The organism is Mesorhizobium sp. M1328, from assembly GCF_040318075.1.
In the GTDB taxonomy this organism is placed as follows: Bacteria; Pseudomonadota; Alphaproteobacteria; order Rhizobiales; family Rhizobiaceae; genus Mesorhizobium.
The window spans coordinates 62528-82606 of the sequence record NZ_JAMYLO010000011.1; the positions used below are offsets into that span (position 1 = coordinate 62528).

Here is a 20079-nt window from a genome sequence, read left to right on the forward strand (position 1 = left end):
GCCTCGATCGACAGCCAATACGCGGCGTCAAGACGATAAGGCGATCCGGCTCGGCACGATCCGGCTGCGCTTGCGCCCGTTCCGGCCCGCTCGCATGCGATCAGCCCGCTGGCCGACAAGGCGAAGGTGCGCCGCGATACGTGAGTCTGGTCGCATCGATCCACGGAATGAATGCTTGACCTCAAGTTAACTTCAGCTTGTACCAATGGGTTGTATGGATTGAAGGAGTATCGTCAATGCTGACCAACATTGATCTTCAGGGACTTCGTGTAGCAGTCACCGGCGGCACGTCCGGCCTAGGACTGGCGCTTGTCCGGCAGCTTGCCAGAGAGGGTGCGTTCGTCGCCTTCGTTGCCCGCACTGCCGCGAACGTCGAACGCATCGCTGACGAGACGGGCGCACATGGCATCGTCGGCGACGTCGGCAAAAAGGACATCTACCCGATCGCGTTGCAGGTCACCGCGAGCCTAGGCGGGCTCGACGTTCTGATCAACAATGCGTCGAGCCTCGGGCCCGTTCCACTGGCGCTCCTTGCCGATACCGAGTGCGAAGAGCTGGAAAAAGCGCTCGCGGTCAACCTCGTCGGCGCGTTCCGGCTGACGAAAGCACTGTTCGGTGCACTTGCCGCGTCCGCGCGCGAGGGCCGTGGCGCGCTGGTGATCAACATCTCCAGCGACGCGGCGGTGAACGCTTATCCCGGCTGGGGCGCGTATGGTGCGAGCAAGGCCGCTCTTGCTCACCTGACGGCGATTTGGGACGAGGAGGCGAAGGCCGACGGCATCCGGCTCCTCGCGCTCGATCCCGGCGATATGGACACCCCGCTGCACGCGCTGGCGCTTCCTAACGCCGATCCGTCGACATTGAAGCGTCCCGACCTGGCTGCTGCCGAGATCATCGAAAAAATGCTCGATACGTTGCCGGCCGGCGCAACACTTCTCGCCGAGACACGCGGATGATTGCCGCCGACCGTCCGGATCGGCGCGCCGCCAGGCTGCTCGTCGTGGAGGCGGACGGCGCGACGCGCGACCTGTCGCGCACTGAACTCGCGATACTGTTCGATGCCGGCGATCTGGTCATCGCCAATGACGCCGCGACCTTGCCTGCCAGCTTGCGCGGCACGCACCTTCCCAGCGACGAGGCGATCGAGATCCGCCTGGCAGGCTGGCTGACATTTCCCGACCCAACCAACTTCCTGGCGATTGCCTTCGGCGCGGGCGATCACCGAATGCGCACGGAAAATCGGCTGCCTCCGCCCCCGCTATCACCAGGCGATCACCTCCGGCTCGGCCGGCTTGAAGCCGTCATAGAGTGCCTTCTCGACCATCCTCGCCTTCTCGAGTTGCGCTTCCCAGGCGACCGCGCAGCGGTGCTTGCAGGACTGGCGCAGCACGGCCGGCCGATCCAATATGCGCATGTTCGCGAACCGTTGGCACTTTGGAATGTCTGGACGAAGATTGCCGCCGGGCCGGTGGCGTTCGAGGCGCCATCGGCAGGCTTCGCACTCAACTGGCGCACGCTCCAGGCCTGGCGTCGGCGAGACGTGGGCTTCGCAACACTCACGCATGCCGCGGGCGTGTCTTCCACCGGGGACCCCGCTCTCGACTTGCGCCTCCCTCTCGACGAGCCGTACCGCATTCCCGAGCGCACGGCGGCGCAGGTCGCGCGGGCGAAGCTCCGCGGAAGCCGCATCATCGCAATCGGCACGAGCGTGGTGCGCGCGCTTGAGGCAGCTGCCAACCCCGACGGCAATGTGCGTGCCGGAAATGGCATTGCGACGGGGCGCATCGCGCTGGGCACGCCACTTCGCGCGGTCGATGCGATTCTAACAGGCGTCCACCAGTCTGGCGAAAGCCATTTCGAGCTCCTGCGCGCCTTTGCCGACGATGCTCTGCTCGCCAAGGCCTCCGCAGCCTTCGCCGAGCACCGATACCGCACGCATGAATTCGGCGATTCCATGCTGCTCAATCGCCAACGGTTGGATCGATCGCGCGAACAGAAACGACCGAAGCGCGCAAAAGGAAGCCTCAACTCTAGGCGATCCGATGATCTTGGTTTTCCAGCCTTTCGAAAATGACATTTTGATTAAGTAATTCATCTAAAACAACTATTTTTGACACCAGTAACTTCGACTCTAGGGTCCGGAGTTCGAATTTCGTCGCCGGGAGTCACGCGCGAGCTGCGGCTGAGACGCGGATAGGCCCGCGCCCTGCGCCGCCCAGCGGTGATCGCCACCACTGCCTATTCGCCGCGCGGGGCTGAGCCGGGACCGACGATGGCGGTATTCAAATTGACGCTAATACAATATTGCCTACGCTCCAACGTTGGGCGAAAGTGTGCGCCGAGAGGCAGGAGGCCATAGTTGGCTTTAGCTTAGACCTTGCCCCAATCACGAGAGAATACCTTGCAGCTCGTGAACCGGCTCAAGGCAGCAGCTTGTGCTTCAGCCTAGGCTGAAGATGCCAGGTGGATCGTCTCTTCCACTGTAACGTTGCGTGGTTGGGAAGCAATTCGGCAAGCCTTTTCACAGAACGAAGACAGAGATCTCGCTTGCGCAATACAGGAACTCAGCTACTACCCTGATGTTTGGGCAGGATGCCTTCGATGCGCCATGACGACCAGGAAACTGGGAGGCGACGCGTGAAGTCTTGGTAAGGGCAGCTGGCACGTAGTGGTGGTGTCGACGATCGGCTGAACGCCCGGGCTCCAGACAGTGTCGAGGAGACAGCGGATGAGGCAACTCGAATTTTTCTATTTCCTTGGGAGTGGTTATGCATACCTCTCCGTCATGCGTATCGGCCCTTTGGCGAGGGACGCTGGCACGCGATGAACGGGAATGTTTGATATGACAACGTTGACAGTGACGACAAGGGGACAGGTAACGTTCCGCAAGGACGTGCTGCAACATCTGGGCATCAAGCCGGGCGAGAAGATCGAGCTTGATCTGCTGCCCGACGGTCGGGCAGAATTGAAGGCGGCACGCGCGAAGGGGTCGTTCCGGGACCTCCACGGCTTCCTCAGAGGCAAGACGAACGGCCGGGCGCTCAGCATCGAGGAGATCAACGAGGCGATAGCGGAAGCGGGCGCCGCGGCCGGGTCCGGCAAGGAATGAGGGTTACGGCCGACACGAATGTGCTTCTGCGCGCCTATGTCGCCGATGATGAGGGGTAGGCAGCCATTGCGGTCGACCTGCTGGCCAAAGCGGACATCGTGGCCGTGAGCTTGCAGGCCTTGTGCGAGTTCGCCTGGGTTCTGGCCCGGCAATACCAGACAGAGCGCGAAAATATTGCCGCGGCGATCCGGGCGTTGCTGAACACCGCGAATGTTGTAGTCAACCGGCCCGCAGTTGAGGCAGGGCTGTCAGTCCTCGATGCCGGCGGCGATTTCGCGGACGGCGTGATCGCTTTTGAAGGCGGCTGGCTTGGCGGGGAGACTTTCGTCTCGTTTAATCGGAAGGCCGTCAAACTGCTTTCGGCGCAGGGACAATCCGTACAGCTTCTTTTCTAACGTTTCCGCGGTGGTCTTTCGCCCTGTGCTGTCCGTCTTTAGAGGCTGCTGCGAGCAATCGGATTCAGTCTGCGGTTCGGATGTCAGATCAAGAATGGCGCGGTGAGAGCCGATAATCGCCGATAGATGGGTTGTGGAAATCGTTAGAAATTTCCCAACTACGAGGCCGACTTGGTCGCGCAGATCGCGTAGCGATGCTGCGTCGAGCGTTCCAGCGCCCTGAGGAAGTTCATGTGCCGTGCCTGCGCGCGATGAATCGCGCCGAGCCGGGTGTCGACCACCGGTATCTCGAAGCCAGCCTCCACGAGAAGCGCGCAAACCTCGTCCGCTTTGGCGCCGTGCGAAAAGTGCAGCCGCGACAGGATGCTGCGATGGCGGTCCGCCATCGCCTGATCCAGTCCGTGGACCGGCTCGCCTGTCCGGCCAATGGCCCTTTCCAGGACTTGTCGCAGAGAGGTTACCCAGGTCTTACTGACGAAATCACCATCAATGATCAGCAGCCGTCCGCCAGGCTTGAGCAGCGAGAACCATTCGGCGAACGCCGCTCGCGGATCCACCAACGTCCAGACGAGATGACGGGTGACGAGGACGTCGTAACTTTTTCCTTTTTCAAGGGTGCGCTCGGCGTCGCCGATCAGAAACCGCATGCCGCTTTCCCTCTGCGTCGCCTTTGCACGCGCGCGGGCAAGCATGGCCTCTGACCAATCGAGCCCGGTCACGGCATAACCCAGGTCGTGCATGAGATGGGATAGAACCCCGGTGCCGCAAGCGAGATCGAGCGCGCGACGCCCATCCCCAGGCCCCAAGTGCTTGAGTATCAGCCTGTGCCAGGCCAGGCGTTCCCGCTGTGAGAAGATTTCATGCCCCACCGAAAGGTCGAATGTTCCGGCGCGCGTCGACCAATAGTCGCGTATCTCGTCCCGCAGCGAATAATTGGGCTCCCCCGCCATTCCAGACCCCTTGTCGTCGCACCAGTCTGGAATGGCTCTAAAAGATATTTCTTGAGAATTGAAGTCATCTTTTATAAGCCACCTCTGGCTAATCCACTTCAAGAGAGGGCGCGATGAGTTTCGGAAAGATCCCAGCAGGGACGATGGCGGCCGCTATAGTCGCCCTGTCGATGACCCTGGCCGCCAGGGCCGAAATGGTTGCAGTGACTGACATCACGGGCCGCCAGGTCGAGGTGAACGTCCCGGTCGAGAAGGTAATCCTGGGTGAGGGCCGGCAGGTCTATCTCGTCGCGGCGCTCGACACCGAGGATCCGTTCAAGCGCATCGCTGGCTGGCGCGAGGATTTCAGCCAAGCGGATCCGGACAATTACGCCGCCTATCTGGAAAAATTCCCCAGGATGGCGGAGATCCCGACTTTTGGCGGCTTCAAGGACGGTACTTTCGACGTCGAGCAGGCCGTCTCGCTCAAGCCCGACGTCATCCTGATGAATATCGAGTCGAAGCAGGCTACGGAAGACGGCAAGTATATCGAGAAGCTCGCCGCCGCCGGCATTCCGTTGGTCTATGTCGATTTCCGCGAGCGCCCCTTCACCAACACCGAACCCAGCATGCGCCTGTTTGGCAAGTTGTTCGGCAAGGAGGAGCGCGCCGAGGAATTCATCACCTGGCGCGCCGCCGAGATCGCGCGCGTTACCGATGTCATCGAGAAGGCCAAGCCGCAAAGGCCCAAGGTCCTCATCGAACGCGCCGGCGGCTATTCCGACGACTGCTGCATGAGCTTCGGCGACGACAATTTCGGCAAATTCGTCGAGATGGCAGGCGGCGACAACATCGCCAAGGACATCATCCCCGGCACGTTCGGCACGCTCAATCCCGAACAGATCATCGCATCCGACCCGGATCAGATCATCGTCACCGGCGGATGGTGGGAAGCCTATGTGCCGGGCGGTGCCTGGGTCGGCGTCGGGCCCGGCCGTGATCAGGCAGAGGCGCTGCGCAAGCTGAAGGCGCTGACCGAGCGGCCGGCGCTGACCGGCGTGAAGGCCGTCGAGGATGGCGCGGTGCATGCCATCTGGCATCAGTTCTACAACAGCCCTTATCAGTTCGTGGCCATCCAGCAGATGGCGAAGTGGCTGCATCCGGATCTTTTCGCCGATCTCGATCCCGAGGCGACCTTCAGGGAGTTGCACGAGAAATTCCTGCCCGTCGCATACAGACCCGGCCACTGGGTCTCGCTGACCGATGTCGATTGAATCGACGGCCGTCAGCACCGCGCTCGACAGCACCAATGGACGGGGGCGTTACCGCGCTCTCGTCTGGCGGCGGCAGTTGATCCTTGCCGGCCTCGGCGCTGCCCTGCTCTTCAGCCTGTGCGTCGACCTTGCAGTCGGTCCCGCCCGCTACGGACTTGGCGAGGTCGTGCGGGCACTTGTGTTCCCCGACACGGTGCCGCCGCAGGTGCGCGTGGTGCTCTGGGACATCCGCATGCCGGTAGCCCTGATGGCCATTGTCGTCGGGGCAGCGCTCGCCGTGGCCGGCGCGCAGATGCAGACCATTCTCAACAACCCACTGGCGAGCCCCTTCACGCTCGGCATATCCGCCGCCGCGAGCTTCGGCGCCGCGCTTGCACTTGCCTTCGGGGTGAGGCTTCTCCCCGCCGCAGTCGGATATGTAGTGCCGATCAACGCCTTCGTGATGGCGATGCTGGCGGCCTTCCTCATTCACGTGCTGAGCGTAAAGCGCGGCGTCAGCGCGGAGACCATCGTGCTGCTCGGCATCGCGCTGGTTTTCACCTTCAACGCGCTGCTCGCGCTCGTCCAGTTTTTCGCGTCGGCGGAAGCGCTGGCGGCGGTCGTCTTCTGGACAATGGGCAGCCTCACCAAGGCCACCTGGCCCAAGCTTGCAGTCACTACCTTCATTCTCCTCGCAGTCTTACCCGTTTTCGCCCGTCGCGTTTGGGCGCTGACGGCGTTGAGGCTCGGTGAGGACAAGGCGGCCAGCTTCGGCGTCAAAGTCGGTCGCCTGCGGCTCGAGACGCTCATCCTGGTGAGCCTCCTCGCCGCCATTCCCGTCGCCTTCGTCGGCACCATAGGTTTTATCGGCCTCGTGGGCCCGCACATCGCGCGCATGGTCATCGGCGAGGACCAACGCTTCTTCCTGCCCGCCTCGGCCCTTGCGGGCGCGCTCATCCTGTCGGCTAGCTCGGTCGTCAGCAAGTCGCTTATCCCGGGGACGGTCTTCCCGATCGGCATCGTCACCTCGCTGATCGGCATCCCGTTCTTCATCTCGCTCATCCTGTCCAGCACGAGGCGCTCATGGTGACGATCCGGCTCGAGGCGCTCGGCGCGCGCTACGGCACGAGCCTCCGGCTTCGGGATGTGACGACGCCTGCGTTCGAGGGCGGAGACATCGTGGCCGTGATCGGTCCGAATGCCGCCGGGAAGTCGACGCTCTTCAGGCGCATCGCCGGCCTCCTGCACGGTCCGGGAGCAATGCATGTCGAGGGGGCCATTCGCGGGAAGAGCGGCATCTGCTACATGCCACAGGAAACGTCCGCCAACGCGGTGCTCACCGTCTATGAGTCAGTGTTGCTCGCCCGTAAGCAGGGTATGGGCTGGTCTGTGGGCGACGATGATCTGGCTCGCATCGACGAGACGCTAGCGGCGCTCGGCATCGCCGACATCGCTTTCCGCAACATTGGCGAGCTTTCCGGGGGCCAGCGGCAACTCGCCAGCCTGGCACAAACGCTGGTGCGCGAGCCTGAGATCCTGCTGATGGATGAACCGACATCAGCACTCGATCTGTCGCGGCAGGTGGAAGTGCTCGGCCTCATGCGGGGACTTGCTCAGGCGCGAGGCATGGTCGTGCTGATCGCCCTGCACGACCTCAATCACGCCCTGCGCTTCAGCGATCAGACAATGGTCATCGCGGACGGCCGGCTGGTCGCATGCGGGCCATCGCCGGCCGTCATCACATCCAATCTGCTGCGGGACATTTATCACCTCAACGCCCGCATCGAGCCGTGCTCGCGCGGCATCGGCCACGTCATCGTGGACGGCGTGGCGGATGGGCGTCGGACGGTCATTATGGCGGCAGCGGAAACCGAATCCGGGATTAGGAGCAGATTCGAAGCGGCAGCCGTTCCGGCCGTGTGACGGCAACCGCATTATGCCGGTTGATCGACGCCGCGCACTGATCGACCTGATCCTCTGACGGCTGGTTGAAGGCGACAGCGTGCTTGCATTCAACTCAAGGCATGGCCGGCCAATCCATAGACCCAAGGCCCATTGCCTTCTCGGTTCAGGAAGCGGCGCCCTTTGGACATGGTCGTAACGGTCTCGGCAATGCCGAGGCCGCACTGCTGGAGAAACGCGGCAAACACGCCATCCTTCTCGCGGGTGTCGACGCGGGCGAACCGTCCTGCCAGTTCCTTCAGATGCACGGCTGTGAGATGGACCGCATCAAGATCGTTGCGCGCGACCATGGGGCCGATCACGTGACCACGTCCGAACTCGCGACACATGGAATAGCCGACGATCTCGCCGCCGCGGCTCAAAGTGCAGATTGAGGCATCGGCCGCGAGCAACGCGAGCAGCCTCTCGCGGTTCGTCCCAAACGCGCGCGTATCCAGCGCCGTGATCTCATTCAGCCTGTCGCTCGGTAACGCCTGCAATTGACCATCCAGGGCCGGCATTGTTGGGAGCGTCTGTGGGACCTCCCCCTGGCGCATGTATACGATCGCCTCGGTCGCGAAGCCGAGTGAGACATAAAGAGGATAGGCAGCATGGGTAGCATTGAGTGCCAAGTTGCGATCGCCGCACTGCTCGAGCACCAAGTCCATGAGCCATCGGCCGCCGCCTTGCGCTTGCGTGCGGGGCGTTGTGATCACTACGCCGATTGTGGCGAAATCGTCTCCGTGGGGAAACCACATCGCACTGCCGAAAACGCGTCCAATACCATCAACGGCAACAATGCCGCGGCCGGCACGGCGCAGAAAGTCCCAATCCTTTGGCCGATGAGGCCAGCGGACTGAGATCGACAGCGCGTGCAGTAGCTTGACGTCGACATCATCAATGTCCCGCGCGACCAGTTCGAAGGATTTCAGGCGTACTGATCTCTGCGTCACAGTCGATCCGCTCCTTCAACGAATGCGCAAGGCACCCGGTGTTGATCCTGTCATCGATCACCATATCGCGACATGCCTCTTTTGCCGCAGCATTATACGGGAAAGCCAGCAGGTTTCGCTGGTTCGAGGTGCTTTTTCGCAATCTTCGGCTAAAGCACGACGCAATTCGGCAGGGAACACTGCCGCCTGCGGATAGGCTGGTTGCACCCGGTGATAGTGTGCAAGCAGAGCGGACCGCCATGAACGTGGAAGAAATCCTCGCGACGCTGATTGGATTTCCCTCTGTTGTGGGCACGCCAAACGGCGCGATCGTCGATTGGATCCGCGACTACTGTCAGGCAGCCGGAGCCGAGGTGACGGTCCTACCCGGTCCCGAGGGCGACCGGTCCAACCTTTTCCTCACGATCGGCCCGCGCCAGGGTCGGGGCTACATCATCTCGGGACATATGGATGTCGTGCCGGCCGGCGAGCCGGAATGGAGCTCGGACCCGTTCGTCCTGCGCCGCGAGGGCGGCAGGCTATACGGCCGCGGCACCACCGACATGAAGGGCTTCCTCGCCTGCGCATTGGCCGCGCTCCCAGGACTTGCGGCGATGAACCTGCGGCAGCCAGTTCATCTCGCATTCTCCTATGACGAAGAGGCGGGGTGCCGTGGTGTGCCGCATCTCCTAGCCGCGTTGCCGAGCTTATGCGAGAGGCCGCTTGGCGCGATTGTCGGCGAGCCGAGCCGGATGCAGCCTGTGCGCGCGCACAAGGGGAAGGCCGCCGCGCGACTCGAGGTGATCGGGCGATCAGGCCATTCGTCACGCCCCGATCTCGGACTCAATGCCGTGCATGCCATGGCCGGCGTCATTACGCATGCCGTGGCCTACGGCCGATCCCTCGCCGACGGGCCGCTCGATGACAATTTCGAGCCCCCGTATTCTTCCTTGCAGGTGGGCGTCATCGCCGGTGGACAGGCGGTCAACATCATCGCTGGCCACTGCACAGCCGATATCGAGGCGCGTGCCGTGCCCGGCGTTTCTCCAGCCTCCCTGCTTGAGCCGGTCAAGGCCCGGCTTTTCGCCCTGCGAGACAGCGGCTTCGATGTGGCGTGGCACGAACTGAGCACCTATCCCGCCCTTGCGCCCGCCAACGGGAGCGAGCTAGCGGCCATTCTGACGGAGCTGACGGGGCAGGAGCCGCTGACAGCCGTCAGTTACGGCACAGAGGCAGGCCTTTACCAGCAGGCCGGCATTGACGCGATCATTTGCGGCCCTGGCGAGATCGGCCGTGCTCATCGTGCCGACGAATATATCGATATTGGTGAACTCGCCGCTTGCTGGAAGATGATCCACGGTCTCGGCGCGCGTTTTGCGGCCTGAAGGAAGGGGCGGTCACCTTGGCGTTTCTTTTCAATTCCGATACCGCGCGTGCTGCGGTCTTCCGCGAGATCTTCGCGCGCCAGCTCCCGGATCTGGAATTCTTCCATTCAGGAGACGAGATGGAGCCGGAGAAGGTGCGCTATCTCATCACCTGGACGGTGCCGGACGAGATCTCGCGCTACCGCAATCTGGAAGTGCTGTTTTCCATCGGGGCGGGCGTCGACCAGTTCAAGCAGGACGTGGTGCCAAGCCATGTGAAGCTGGTGCGCATGGTCGAGGACGGCATCATACGCATGATGCAGGAATACGTCGCGCTCGGCGTGTTGGCGCTCCACCGGGAGATGCCCGCCTATCTCGAGCAGCAGAAAAGATGCCTCTGGCAACCGATTGCCGCTCGACAGGCGGCCGAACGCCGGGTTGGCTTTCTCGGCCTTGGCATGCTGGCCCGCGCAGCTATCGAGCGCTTGGAACCGTTCCAGTTTCCGGTTGCCGGGTGGAGCCGCAGCGAAAGGCGCATAGAGGGCGTCGCCTGTTTTCACGGCACGGACCAACTCGCGGGCTTTCTGAAGCAAACGGATATTCTTGTCTGCCTGCTCCCGCTCACGGAACAAACGCACGGCATGCTCGATGCAGAGTTCTTCGACTTACTGCCCGTCGGGGCGCAGCTGCTGCATGTCGGCAGGGGTCCGCAACTGGACCAGGCCGCGCTGATCGACGCGCTCGACACCGGTCACGTATCTGCGGCGATGCTTGATGTCACCGATCCAGAACCGCTCCCGCAAGACCATCCGCTGTGGTCGCATCCGAAGGTGATGATAACGCCGCACATCGCCTCGGTGACGCAACCGCATACGGCGGCACAATCCGTCGTGGACAATATCCGGCGCCACCGCGCCGGAGAAGAATTGATCGGCCTCGTCGATCGGACACTCGGCTACTAACCAGGAAACATCACATGTCACTTCTGATCACGATCGACACAGTTCCAGACTTCGCGCCGAAGGAGGCATTACCGGCTCCGGAGCGGCTCATTTCCGGCAATCCATCCTTTAAGACCTGGGCGCAGGATTCCTCGAAGGAAGAAAGGGTGCTCACCGGTGTCTGGGAGGCGACGCCCGGCGAGACGCACTCGATCAAGGGCACTATCTACGAGTTCTGCCACATCGTTTCGGGTCTCGTCCAAATCGAGGAGAAGGGCGGTGAGACCAAGACCTACCGCGCCGGCGACAGTTTCGTGATGAAGCCCGGTTTCGTCGGCGTCTGGCGCACTATCGAGACCGTGCGCAAGATCTACGTCTGCGTTTACGACTGAGTTCAGTGCTCAAGGTCGGGCCGAATAGCGCCCGCGGCGGCTCCAGAACAATCGGCTTTCCAGGTTCCGCCTGACGCGATTCGACGCCGTCGGGCGGCTCATCCTCGACGGAAAATGCGGCGGGCGGTCCATTATTGTTCCGATGACGCTAGTGCGAATGAGGACCCCCATCAATGAAGACCTACAAGATAGCGCTCATCCCCGGCGACGGCATCGGCAAGGACGTGACGCAGGCGGCATGGCAGGTGCTGCAGGCGGCGGCTAAGCGGGGCGGTTTCGCCCTTGATGGCACAAGATTCCCGTGGTCGTGCGCCTACTATGTGGAGACCGGTGCAATGATGCCGTTAGACGGCATCGAGACACTTCGAAAATTCGATGCGATCTATCTCGGCGCTGTGGGCTGGTCCGCGGAAGTGCCCGACTCAGTATCGCTTCATGGACTGCTCCTGCCGATCCGGAAATCGTTCACGCAGTACGCCAACATACGACCGCACCGGCTGCTGCCGGGCGTTCAGGGGCCCCTCCGCTCCGATGGTTTCGACATCCTGTGCATCCGCGAGAATACGGAAGGCGAATATTCCGGCGCCGGTGGGCGCGTTCATTCCGGCACGGCCGATGAGGTCGCGGTTGAGACTGCGATCTTCACGCGTACGGGTGTCGAACGGATCATCCGTTTCGGTTTCGAACAGGCGCGGGCCCGCCGCAAGAAGCTGGCATCTGTCACCAAATCCAACGCGCAGAAACACTCCATGGTTTTCTGGGATGAGGTCACGCGCGAGTTGGCGAAAGACTATGCCGATGTGGAGGTCTCGCAGTACCACATCGACGCCATTGCCGCCCGTATGGTCCTGGCGCCGGAAAGCCTCGACGTAATCGTCGCATCGAACCTTTTCGGCGACATCCTCACGGATATTGGAGCGGCCATTCAGGGCGGGCTGGGTTACGCCGCCTCCGCCAATATCAATCCCGATCGCAGCGCGCCTTCCATGTTCGAGCCGGTCCATGGTTCGGCGCCCGACATCGCGCATCTCGGCACCGCCAATCCGATCGCAGCGATCTGGTCCGGTGCGATGATGCTCGAGCATCTGGGCGAGGGGCATGCTGCGGCAGAAGTGATGTCGGCAATCGAGTCCGCAACCGCGCGGGGGATTGGCACGATCGCAGGCAAGGACAGGACTGAAACAATCACGCAGGCCGTGCTGGCAGGATTAAGCTGAAAGAGCAGAGGAAAGACCATGAATGCGATGACGAAGATTGGCATGTTCAACGATTCCGACCTTTTCCGCCAGCAGGCGCTGATTGGCGGTGTCTGGTGCGATGCGGAAACGAAGGGCGTGGTCGATGTCGTTGACCCTGCCAGCCAAAGTGTTCTCGGCACAGTTCCCGAAATGAGGGAGAACGAGACGAGAGCCGCAATCGACGCTGCGGCTGGGGCATTCAAAGGCTGGAAGAAGAGGACCCATGCCGACCGTGCAGGATTTCTGGAGCGCTGGCACGACCTCATCCGCCAGCACGAACAGGATCTTGCGCTCCTGCTGACGCTGGAACAAGGCAAGCCGCTTGCCGAGGCGGTGGCGGAAATCCGCTACGGCGCATCTTTTGTGAAATGGTTTGCGGAGGAGGCGCGCCGGATCGGTGGCTCGACCATTCCGTCACCCACTGCCGATCGCCGCATTCTGGTGCTGAAAGAGCCCGTCGGGGTCTGCGCCATCATCACGCCGTGGAATTTCCCCAACGCGATGATCACGCGCAAAGTAGCACCGGCGCTGGCCGCAGGTTGTACGGTTGTCATCAAGCCGTCGGAATTTACGCCATTCTCGGCGCTGGCGCTCGGCGTTCTGGCGGAACGGGCAGGTATTCCTGCCGGCGTGATCAACATTGTGACCGGCATGCCCATCGAAATCGGCAACGAACTGATGGCCAACGAGACGGTGCGCAAGATCTCGTTCACCGGTTCGACCCCCGTCGGTGCGCTGCTCATGCGCGGCGCGGCCGATAGCATCAAGCGGCTGAGCCTGGAGCTTGGCGGCAACGCGCCCTTTATCGTCTTTGACGACGCCGATCTGGATAGGGCAGTTGAAGGGGTGATCGCATCCAAGTTCCGCAATGGCGGTCAAACCTGCGTCTGCGCGAACCGGATTCTCGTGCAGCAGGGCGTTTACGATGCTTTCGCCGAAAAGCTGAGCCAGCGCGTCACGCGGATGAAGGTTGGCGCAGGGACCGACGAGGGCACTGAGATCGGCCCGATGATCAACGCGGCCGCGATCGACAAGATCGAGCGTCACATCGCGGATGCACAGGCGAAAGGTGCGCGGGTCATCGCCCAAAGCGAGACGATGCCGGAGGGCAAGCAATATGCACGGCCCGTCGTGCTGGGAGAGGCTACTACCGAGATGCTCCTGGCATCGGAAGAGACGTTCGGTCCGGTGGCGCCGCTTTTTCGCTTCGAGACGGAGGAAGAGGCCATCGCGATCGCAAACGGTACGCCGTTCGGCCTTGCCGCCTACTTCTACACCGACAATCTCAAGCGGTCGTGGCGTGTTGCCGAGGCGCTGGAGTTCGGTATGGTCGGGCTCAACACAGGCATGATCTCGACCGAGGTTGCCCCTTTCGGCGGTGTCAAGCACTCTGGAGTCGGGCGCGAAGGATCGCAGCTCGGCATCGAGGAATATCTCGAGGTCAAGACGCTTCATGTTGGCGGGCTTAATTAGTTATCTTGCAAGCAGGTGGCAACACTTGCAGCCCTAAAGCGTTGGAACAACAAGAAAGGGACGGTGAAAACCGCCCCTTTCTCTATTGCAACCATTGACTATTAACGTTTGGGAGCGCCTCGCTCGGGCGCGACTGCGCCAGCAAACAGACGTTCAGGCGAATTCCCGAACGGGCTCCAGTCCGACGGCGCCGGCCAGACCGCCGATATCCTTGATTTCGGTATATTCGTAGAAGGGGTTCGCAGGCTCGTGGCCGCGGTTCACCCAGACCTTGCTCTTGATACCGAGATCATAGGCGGTCATGAGATCATAGCGAAATGAGGACGACACGTGCGTAATGTCCTCCGGGCCGCAGCCGAGCTTCTCGAACATATATTCGAAGCCCTTCATCAAAGGCTTGTAGGCACCGGTCTCCTCCGCCGTGATGACCATGTGGAACGGTGCGCCGAGTTTCTCCACGTTCGACATGATCAGGCTCTTCATGGAGTTCGACAGGATCACCAGCGGAATCTCCTTGGCGACCTTGGCCAGGCCCGCCGGAACATCCGGGTGCGGACCCCATGTCGGCACTTCCGCATAGATGCGCTGGGCATCCTCGGGCCGGAATGCGACGCCGTTGCGCTTGCAGGTTCGTTCCACGGAATTGTGCACGACCTCGCTGTACGGCTTCCAGGCGCCAAGGACCTCATCGAGGCGATAGGCCGAGAAATCCTTGATGAACTGCGCCATCCCAGCTGGGGAGAGCTGCGCGCCGTATACGCGTCTCGCCGCGCCGGCCATGTCGAAGTTGGTCAGTGTACCGTAGCAGTCGAAGGTGATGTATTTCGGTCTGAACTGGGTCATGAGCGTCGATCCTTCCAATCCTGTCGGCACTGCGTGCCTTTAACAGCAAGGATCATAATGAGGGCCGGAGAAGACTAGTCGCCGCATTCGATGCGCCCTGAAGCAGATTGTTTTGTATTGCGTGAGAGCTTTGGCAGAGAGTTGCGCCTGAGTTCGTTTCGGGCTTCGGCGGGCGCGCGATCTCTCAGCCGTGCGTGGCATAAGATGCGGTGCCAGCGGCAAAGGAAAGTCAAAACGCCTATCGCTCAGCTTCTGGTCGGGAGGAACTGCTGTCCGCGGCAGCCTACCTTGGGCATAGAGAATTCAGGCCCGGAATGAACCATGACCGCGCAGCAGATCACGCTGAAAACGAGTTGAAGGACGAATCCACACCACACCGGACTTATGCTCTCGTCAGTCAGGCACTACGCTGAATCGGAGGAAGAAATGCTGGCAAACTCACTGATCGAACTCGATCGCGCACATCTGGTTCACCCGTTTTCATGCTATCGGAGCCACGAGGAGACGGGCGTGCGGGTGCTCAAATCCGCCAAAGGTGCAACCGTGACCGATGCAAGCGGGAAAACCCTGCTGGACGGATTCGCCGGTCTATGGTGCGTCAACATCGGATACGGCCAGGAAAGCGTTGTTGAGGCGGCGGCAAAGCAGCTAAGAGAGCTTCCCTATGCGACGGGATATTTCGGGCTGGGATCCGAGCCTGCCATTCGCCTTGCTGCCAGGCTTGCCGAACTGGCGCCCGGCGATTTGAACCATGTCTATTTCACGCTCGGCGGCTCCGACGCAGTCGACAGTACGATCCGCTTCATTCGCTATTACTACCATGCCAAGGGTACGCCGCAAAAGGACCAGTTCATCTCCGTCGAGTATGGCTACCATGGATCCTCGACGGCAGGGTCAGGTCTGACAGCGATCCCGGCATTCCATGCGGGTTTCGGCGTCCCTTACGACTGGCAGCACAAAATTCCCTCGCACTACGCCTATCGCAATCCGGTCGGTTCCGACCCGCAGGCGATCATCGATGCATCGGTCGCGGCCCTGCGGGCCAAAATCGCAGAACTCGGCGCGGGCCGCGTTGCGGCTTTCTACGCCGAACCCATCCAGGGTTCGGGCGGTGTTCTCGTTCCACCGACAGGTTGGCTGAAGGCTCTGCACGCCGTGTGCAAGGAACACGACATTCTGTTCGTTGCCGACGAAGTTATCACTGCCTTTGGCCGTACCGGCCCCCTCTTCGCGTGTGAGGAAGACGAGGTCGTGCCGGATTTCATGACCACAGCGAAGGGACTGACCTCGGGCTACGTGCCGATGGGCGCCGTCTTCATGGCCGACCATGTATACAATACGATCGCGGACGGAGCCGGCAAAACGGCTGTCGGCCATGGCTACACTTATTCGGCCCATCCCGTGAGCGCGGCGGTCGGGCTCGAATGCCTGCGTCTCTATGAAGATGGCTTGCTCGAGAATGGGCGCAAGGCGGGGAAGCGCTTGACGGAAGGGCTTCGCTCGCTCGCCGACCACCCGCTGGTTGGCGACATTCGCGGTCGCGGCATGCTGGCAGCAATCGAGTTGGTCACCGACAAGGTACGCAAGACGCCTCTGCCGGCGGCGGCCGATCCGGGGCGTCGCATCTTCGAGCGCGCGTGGGCGAACGGCCTTGTCATCCGTGCCTTCAACAGCGGCATTCTCGGCTATGCGCCGCCGCTCTGCTGCACAAACGACGATATTGATGGAATCCTCGAACGCACGCGGATGACGCTGGACCAAACCCTCGACGATAAGGATGTGCGGGCAGCGATGAAGGGATGATCAGCGGGGCGCATTGCATCGACCAGGGCTAAACTCACCCCGTCCGGGTCTTTCGTATGGTTCCCGGCCTAAGTATCACGCTAGACGCTTCGTTCTCCCGAAGCAAAATCCCGAGGTGATGCACCAACAAGGCCGAGTTGGTCATCGTCCGCGCTCGGCCCGGGAATCTTCTCTATATGAACGGCTCCGAAAACGACATTCAATGCCCGGTGATCCGGCGCAAGATGTCTGGCGAAACCCGCTTACAGGCAGGAAGCGCCTGTCGTGATACCTTCCTGGGCCCAATGAAAACCGCTAAAAGCTCCGACCCTCCTTCTTGGCGATCGGCTCGGCGTCACCGAGGCTTCGCATCCAGTACTTGCCAAACCTCGTCAGCGGCGGCTTCGCATCCCACTGATCGACTTTGCCCCTGTTGCCCATGGCGCAGCAAAGATGATGGTCCGGCGATTTGTTTTCACGAATCGTCGACCTCGCATCGGCCATTCTGAAGCTCAGCGAGTTCGATCGTGACTCGTTGCACGGCGAGTTCGGGTCTCTTCGGCCTGGAGCCCACCATTGAGACAATTCCCGCCCGCTCAAGGGCCGCCAAGGAGCGGGATACGTTCGGCTGCGGACGCGCCGCCAACCTGCACAGTTCCGTGATGCTTTGCGGTCGATACCGATGGATCAGCGCCACCAGCCGACAATTCTCAGGGGTCAACGCCCGGAGAATCTCTTCCGGCGCACACGACTGAGCCATTGGTTCAGGGACCACCAGATGCCCCGCCTCCTGAGCCGTCGCCGCCGCCATTACTGTCGTGCGTGTTTTCCTCAGTAAGAGTGCTTTCCAAGTAAACAATGGCCTCGACGAAAGACGGAAATGCCTCTTTTACCCTGTCGAGGTTTTCCTGCACCCTGTCTGTTTTCAGGTCAAAACCGTACCGATGCCTCACCAGGTGACGGAATCCCTTTAACTCACTCAGGGACTGATAAAGCTCGGGGTCGAGCACAGCCGGGCGGATGCCTGCAATTTCCGCCGACATCTGATCGAGCACGTCCTGGTGCATCGTAGGCCCTTGGGGAACGAGGCCGTCTATGTCGTTGGACAGGCTGAGCAGGATGTCCTCGATGCCGTTGTAGACATTGTGGACTCCCAGCGAAACAGCTGCGATCGCCCCCCATTCGCCGAGTGACATCTCACTCCTATGAGCCGACAGATATTCCTCGATTTGCTGCAGTTCCTTCGCAGCGCGGGCGATTTTTGGCGACAGCTTTGCGAATGCCGGATGCTTAAACGCTGTCATTGAGCAATTCCTGTACTCGTTCGGACGAAACGTCTGAGGCAAAGATCAGGTCATAGGGAATGTTCGTTCCCCGAAGCTGGTCTGCGACCAAGCGCTCTACCATGGCCCGGCGCGCAGGATCAGTACTTCCGTGAACCAGCAGATCTACATCCGAGTGGACGCGGAAACGGTTTTTCGCGAGAGATCCGACAACAGAGATATCGACGCCGTGGGCTTTGGCGTTCCGGAGAATACGCGATACACAGGCTTGCGCGGTCTTCCGGCGATCGTCAGCTCTTCGGTGGATCAAAGTGTCAATCTTGTTCATCTTTTCGCCTTTTGCCTTTGGTCCAACTGTGACCCGAGGCTAGATCATCGCAACTCCGCAAGCTGTGCATGCTGCCTGACTATATATCATTGCAGGATATATATTCAAGCCATTTGACGAGGACAAGGCGAAAACAGGCGTTCGCTGGAAGTGTCCAGATGCGGTCGAAGTTTTAGGCTAAGCACCGTTCAGACGAGTGACAATGACGGCCTCCCCTGAAACGTGACATCGTCATTCGACAATGCCGCGCGCGACAAGATGGAGCGTGGCACGAGCGCACGCCGCTTGAGAATCGAGCCGGAGCTGCCTTCTCATTTGTCGAAAATGATGTCGAGAGGCAAATGGGATTTCACGATCGGTGACTTCAGCACGACGAAGCTGAAATATTTGTCGATTCCGATATCCAATTCGATCATGCGCTCCATGATCGTCTGGTACTCGCTGATGCCCGCTGTGACAAACTTCACAAGATAGTCGTAGCCGCCTGAAACCAGATGGCATTCGATGACAGAATCGACTTTCTGAATTGCGGTGAGAAATCTCGCGAAGTCGTTCTGTTGATGGTGCTTGAGCGTGACTTCGGTGAAGATCGTTAGAGTCTGTCCGAGCTTGGACACGTCGATCTGGGCGGAATAGCCGGTGATGAAGCCTTCGGCCTGAAGCTTCTTCACCCGCATCAGGCAAGGGCTCGGCGAAAGGTTGACCAGGTCGGCAAGCTCGACATTCGTGACCCGCCCGTTCTTTTGCAATTGGGATAAGAGCTTGATGTCGATCTTGTCGAGCTTCATTGGAAACCTGTCACACGTTCGAACCGCGGATCGTCCGGCAGACGGCGTCCGTCACTTCCTGCGTGGTCGCTGTCCCTCCCACGTCGGGCGTTAGCACGCCTTCACTCGTCACCGTTTCCACAGCGCTCATCAACCGGACGGCCGCTGCGCTCTCGCCCAGATGTTCGAGCATCTGGGCAGCGGTCCAGAAGGTGGCGACCGGGTTGGCAATACCCTTGCCGGCGATGTCGAATGCCGAGCCGTGAATTGGCTCGAACATCGAGGGATAGCGCCGCTCGGGATCAATGTTGGCGGTCGGTGCAACGCCGAGACTGCCCGCGAGCGCGCCTGCAAGGTCCGACAATATGTCAGCGTGAAGATTGGTGGCGACGATCGTATCGAGGCTCCGAGGTTTCAACGTCATACGCACTGTCATAGCATCGACTAGCATCTTGTCCCACGCGACGTCCGGGAATTCCCGCGCCACCTCGGCTGCGATTTCGTCCCACATTACCATGCCGTGACGCTGCGCGTTGGATTTCGTAACAACTGTCAGGAGCTTTCGCGGCCGTGACTGCGCCAGCCGGAATGCATAGCGCATGATGCGGGTGACGCCGACGCGCGTGAAGATCGCGACCTCGGTTCCGACCTCCTCGGGGAGGCCGCGATGGGCGCGGCCGCCGTGGCCCGAATACTCGCCCTCGGAATTCTCACGCACGATCACCCAATCCAGATCGCCAGGGCCAACGCCCGCCAGCGGCGAAACAATCCCGGGCAATATCCTGGTCGGCCGCACGTTGGCGTACTGATCAAAGCCTTGGCAGATCGGCAGCCGGAGGCCCCAGAGCGTGATGTCGTCAGGCAGATCGGGGGCGCCTACCGCGCCAAAGAAGATGGCGTCGAAGCGCTTCAGTTGCGCCACGCCATCTTCGGGCATCATGCGACCATGTGCCTTGTAGTAGTCTGAGCCCCAGTCGAAGTGCTGGACGCGCAGCCTGAAGTCGCCGCAGCGCTGCTGCAGCGCCTCAAGCGCCTGGAGACCTGCGGCAATCACCTCTGGGCCGATCCCGTCGGCCGGAATGGCGGCAATCTCATATTCGCGCATCGTC

20 protein-coding genes and 1 pseudogene are annotated in these 20079 nt (G+C 61.1%); 13 read left to right on the forward strand and 8 right to left on the reverse strand.

Features of this window, described 5'->3' with window-relative positions; translation table 11 throughout:
* The first annotated feature begins 236 nt into the window (after nt 1-236).
* The 4 genes and pseudogenes from NKH23_RS19800 to NKH23_RS19815 all read left to right on the forward strand — a co-directional run bounded on the left by NKH23_RS19800 (nt 237) and on the right by NKH23_RS19815 (nt 3504).
* Nucleotides 237-956, forward strand: a complete 720-nt coding sequence (locus NKH23_RS19800; protein ID WP_352913540.1) for an SDR family NAD(P)-dependent oxidoreductase — start codon at nt 237-239, stop codon at nt 954-956.
* Complete coding sequence (locus NKH23_RS19805) at nt 953-2074, forward strand: S-adenosylmethionine:tRNA ribosyltransferase-isomerase (protein WP_353035208.1); 1122 nt, start codon at nt 953-955, stop codon at nt 2072-2074. The genes NKH23_RS19800 and NKH23_RS19805 overlap by 4 nt, the downstream gene beginning before the upstream one ends.
* A 768-nt stretch (nt 2075-2842) precedes the next feature.
* Complete coding sequence (locus NKH23_RS19810; protein WP_352718798.1) at nt 2843-3109, forward strand: AbrB/MazE/SpoVT family DNA-binding domain-containing protein; 267 nt, start codon at nt 2843-2845, stop codon at nt 3107-3109.
* Nucleotides 3106-3504 (forward strand): annotated as a pseudogene (locus NKH23_RS19815) (type II toxin-antitoxin system VapC family toxin). Before NKH23_RS19810 ends, NKH23_RS19815 begins: the two are co-directional and overlap by 4 nt.
* 158 nt (nt 3505-3662) lie before the next feature.
* Here NKH23_RS19815 and NKH23_RS19820 read toward each other — a convergent pair.
* Complete coding sequence (locus tag NKH23_RS19820; RefSeq protein ID WP_352718800.1) at nt 3663-4454, reverse strand: class I SAM-dependent methyltransferase; 792 nt, start codon at nt 4452-4454, stop codon at nt 3663-3665.
* A 143-nt stretch (nt 4455-4597) separates the two neighbouring features.
* Here NKH23_RS19820 and NKH23_RS19825 point away from each other — a divergent pair, with 143 nt between their 5' ends.
* From NKH23_RS19825 to NKH23_RS19835, 3 genes are read left to right on the forward strand one after another with little or no spacing between them, the layout of a single operon-like run.
* On the forward strand, nt 4598-5707 hold the full coding sequence (locus NKH23_RS19825) for an ABC transporter substrate-binding protein (RefSeq protein ID WP_352718898.1): 1110 nt from the start codon (nt 4598-4600) through the stop codon (nt 5705-5707).
* The gene (locus NKH23_RS19830; RefSeq protein ID WP_352718801.1) at nt 5697-6776 is read left to right on the forward strand and encodes a FecCD family ABC transporter permease; all 1080 of its coding nucleotides are present in this window, start codon (nt 5697-5699) and stop codon (nt 6774-6776) included. Before NKH23_RS19825 ends, NKH23_RS19830 begins: the two co-directional genes overlap by 11 nt.
* Entirely contained in the window at nt 6770-7609 is an 840-nt protein-coding gene (locus NKH23_RS19835) for an ABC transporter ATP-binding protein (protein WP_352718802.1), read from the forward strand. Before NKH23_RS19830 ends, NKH23_RS19835 begins: the two co-directional genes overlap by 7 nt.
* Before the next feature lie 89 nt (nt 7610-7698).
* Here NKH23_RS19835 and NKH23_RS19840 read toward each other — a convergent pair whose 3' ends face one another.
* Entirely contained in the window at nt 7699-8580 is an 882-nt protein-coding gene (locus NKH23_RS19840) for a GNAT family N-acetyltransferase (protein ID WP_352718803.1), read from the reverse strand.
* A gap of 239 nt (nt 8581-8819) precedes the next feature.
* Between NKH23_RS19840 and argE the strand changes: the two genes are divergently transcribed.
* From argE to NKH23_RS19865, 5 genes are all read left to right on the forward strand, one after another.
* Nucleotides 8820-9944, forward strand: coding sequence for an acetylornithine deacetylase (gene argE / locus NKH23_RS19845; protein WP_352718804.1), 1125 nt, complete (start codon nt 8820-8822; stop codon nt 9942-9944).
* Nucleotides 9945-9961: 17 nt separating this feature from the next.
* The gene (locus NKH23_RS19850; protein ID WP_353035211.1) at nt 9962-10885 is read left to right on the forward strand and encodes a 2-hydroxyacid dehydrogenase; all 924 of its coding nucleotides are present in this window, start codon (nt 9962-9964) and stop codon (nt 10883-10885) included.
* Nucleotides 10886-10899: 14 nt separating this feature from the next.
* The gene (locus tag NKH23_RS19855; RefSeq protein WP_352718805.1) at nt 10900-11256 is read left to right on the forward strand and encodes a cupin domain-containing protein; all 357 of its coding nucleotides are present in this window, start codon (nt 10900-10902) and stop codon (nt 11254-11256) included.
* Nucleotides 11257-11429: 173 nt separating this feature from the next.
* Entirely contained in the window at nt 11430-12473 is a 1044-nt protein-coding gene (locus NKH23_RS19860; protein WP_352978097.1) for a tartrate dehydrogenase, read from the forward strand.
* Between the two features lie 18 nt (nt 12474-12491).
* Nucleotides 12492-13967 (forward strand): NAD-dependent succinate-semialdehyde dehydrogenase, encoded by a 1476-nt coding sequence (locus NKH23_RS19865; protein ID WP_352718807.1) that lies wholly within the window; start codon nt 12492-12494, stop codon nt 13965-13967.
* A gap of 153 nt (nt 13968-14120) precedes the next feature.
* On the opposite strand, the gene NKH23_RS19870 is transcribed toward NKH23_RS19865, so the two are convergent.
* Nucleotides 14121-14810, reverse strand: coding sequence for a haloacid dehalogenase type II (locus tag NKH23_RS19870; protein ID WP_352718808.1), 690 nt, complete (start codon nt 14808-14810; stop codon nt 14121-14123).
* A 426-nt stretch (nt 14811-15236) separates the two neighbouring features.
* Between NKH23_RS19870 and NKH23_RS19875 the strand changes: the two genes are divergently transcribed.
* Nucleotides 15237-16613 (forward strand): aspartate aminotransferase family protein, encoded by a 1377-nt coding sequence (locus NKH23_RS19875; RefSeq protein ID WP_352718809.1) that lies wholly within the window; start codon nt 15237-15239, stop codon nt 16611-16613.
* 454 nt (nt 16614-17067) lie between these two features.
* Here the strand turns inward: NKH23_RS19875 and NKH23_RS19880 are convergent, their stop codons facing one another.
* The 5 genes from NKH23_RS19880 to NKH23_RS19900 form a co-directional block, all read right to left on the reverse strand.
* Nucleotides 17068-17403: an HVO_A0114 family putative DNA-binding protein gene (locus tag NKH23_RS19880; protein WP_352978099.1), complete on the reverse strand. Its 336-nt coding sequence runs from the start codon at nt 17401-17403 to the stop codon at nt 17068-17070.
* Nucleotides 17357-17896, reverse strand: a complete 540-nt coding sequence (locus tag NKH23_RS19885) for a ribonuclease toxin HepT-like protein (protein WP_352718811.1) — start codon at nt 17894-17896, stop codon at nt 17357-17359. The genes NKH23_RS19880 and NKH23_RS19885 overlap by 47 nt, the downstream gene beginning before the upstream one ends.
* Entirely contained in the window at nt 17883-18203 is a 321-nt protein-coding gene (locus tag NKH23_RS19890) for a nucleotidyltransferase domain-containing protein (protein ID WP_352718812.1), read from the reverse strand. Before NKH23_RS19890 ends, NKH23_RS19885 begins: the two co-directional genes overlap by 14 nt.
* A 311-nt stretch (nt 18204-18514) precedes the next feature.
* Nucleotides 18515-18991: an Lrp/AsnC family transcriptional regulator gene (locus tag NKH23_RS19895; RefSeq protein ID WP_353035215.1), complete on the reverse strand. Its 477-nt coding sequence runs from the start codon at nt 18989-18991 to the stop codon at nt 18515-18517.
* Between the two features lie 10 nt (nt 18992-19001).
* On the reverse strand, nt 19002-20075 hold the full coding sequence (locus NKH23_RS19900) for a tartrate dehydrogenase (RefSeq protein WP_352718813.1): 1074 nt from the start codon (nt 20073-20075) through the stop codon (nt 19002-19004).
* Nucleotides 20076-20079: the final 4 nt, after the last annotated feature.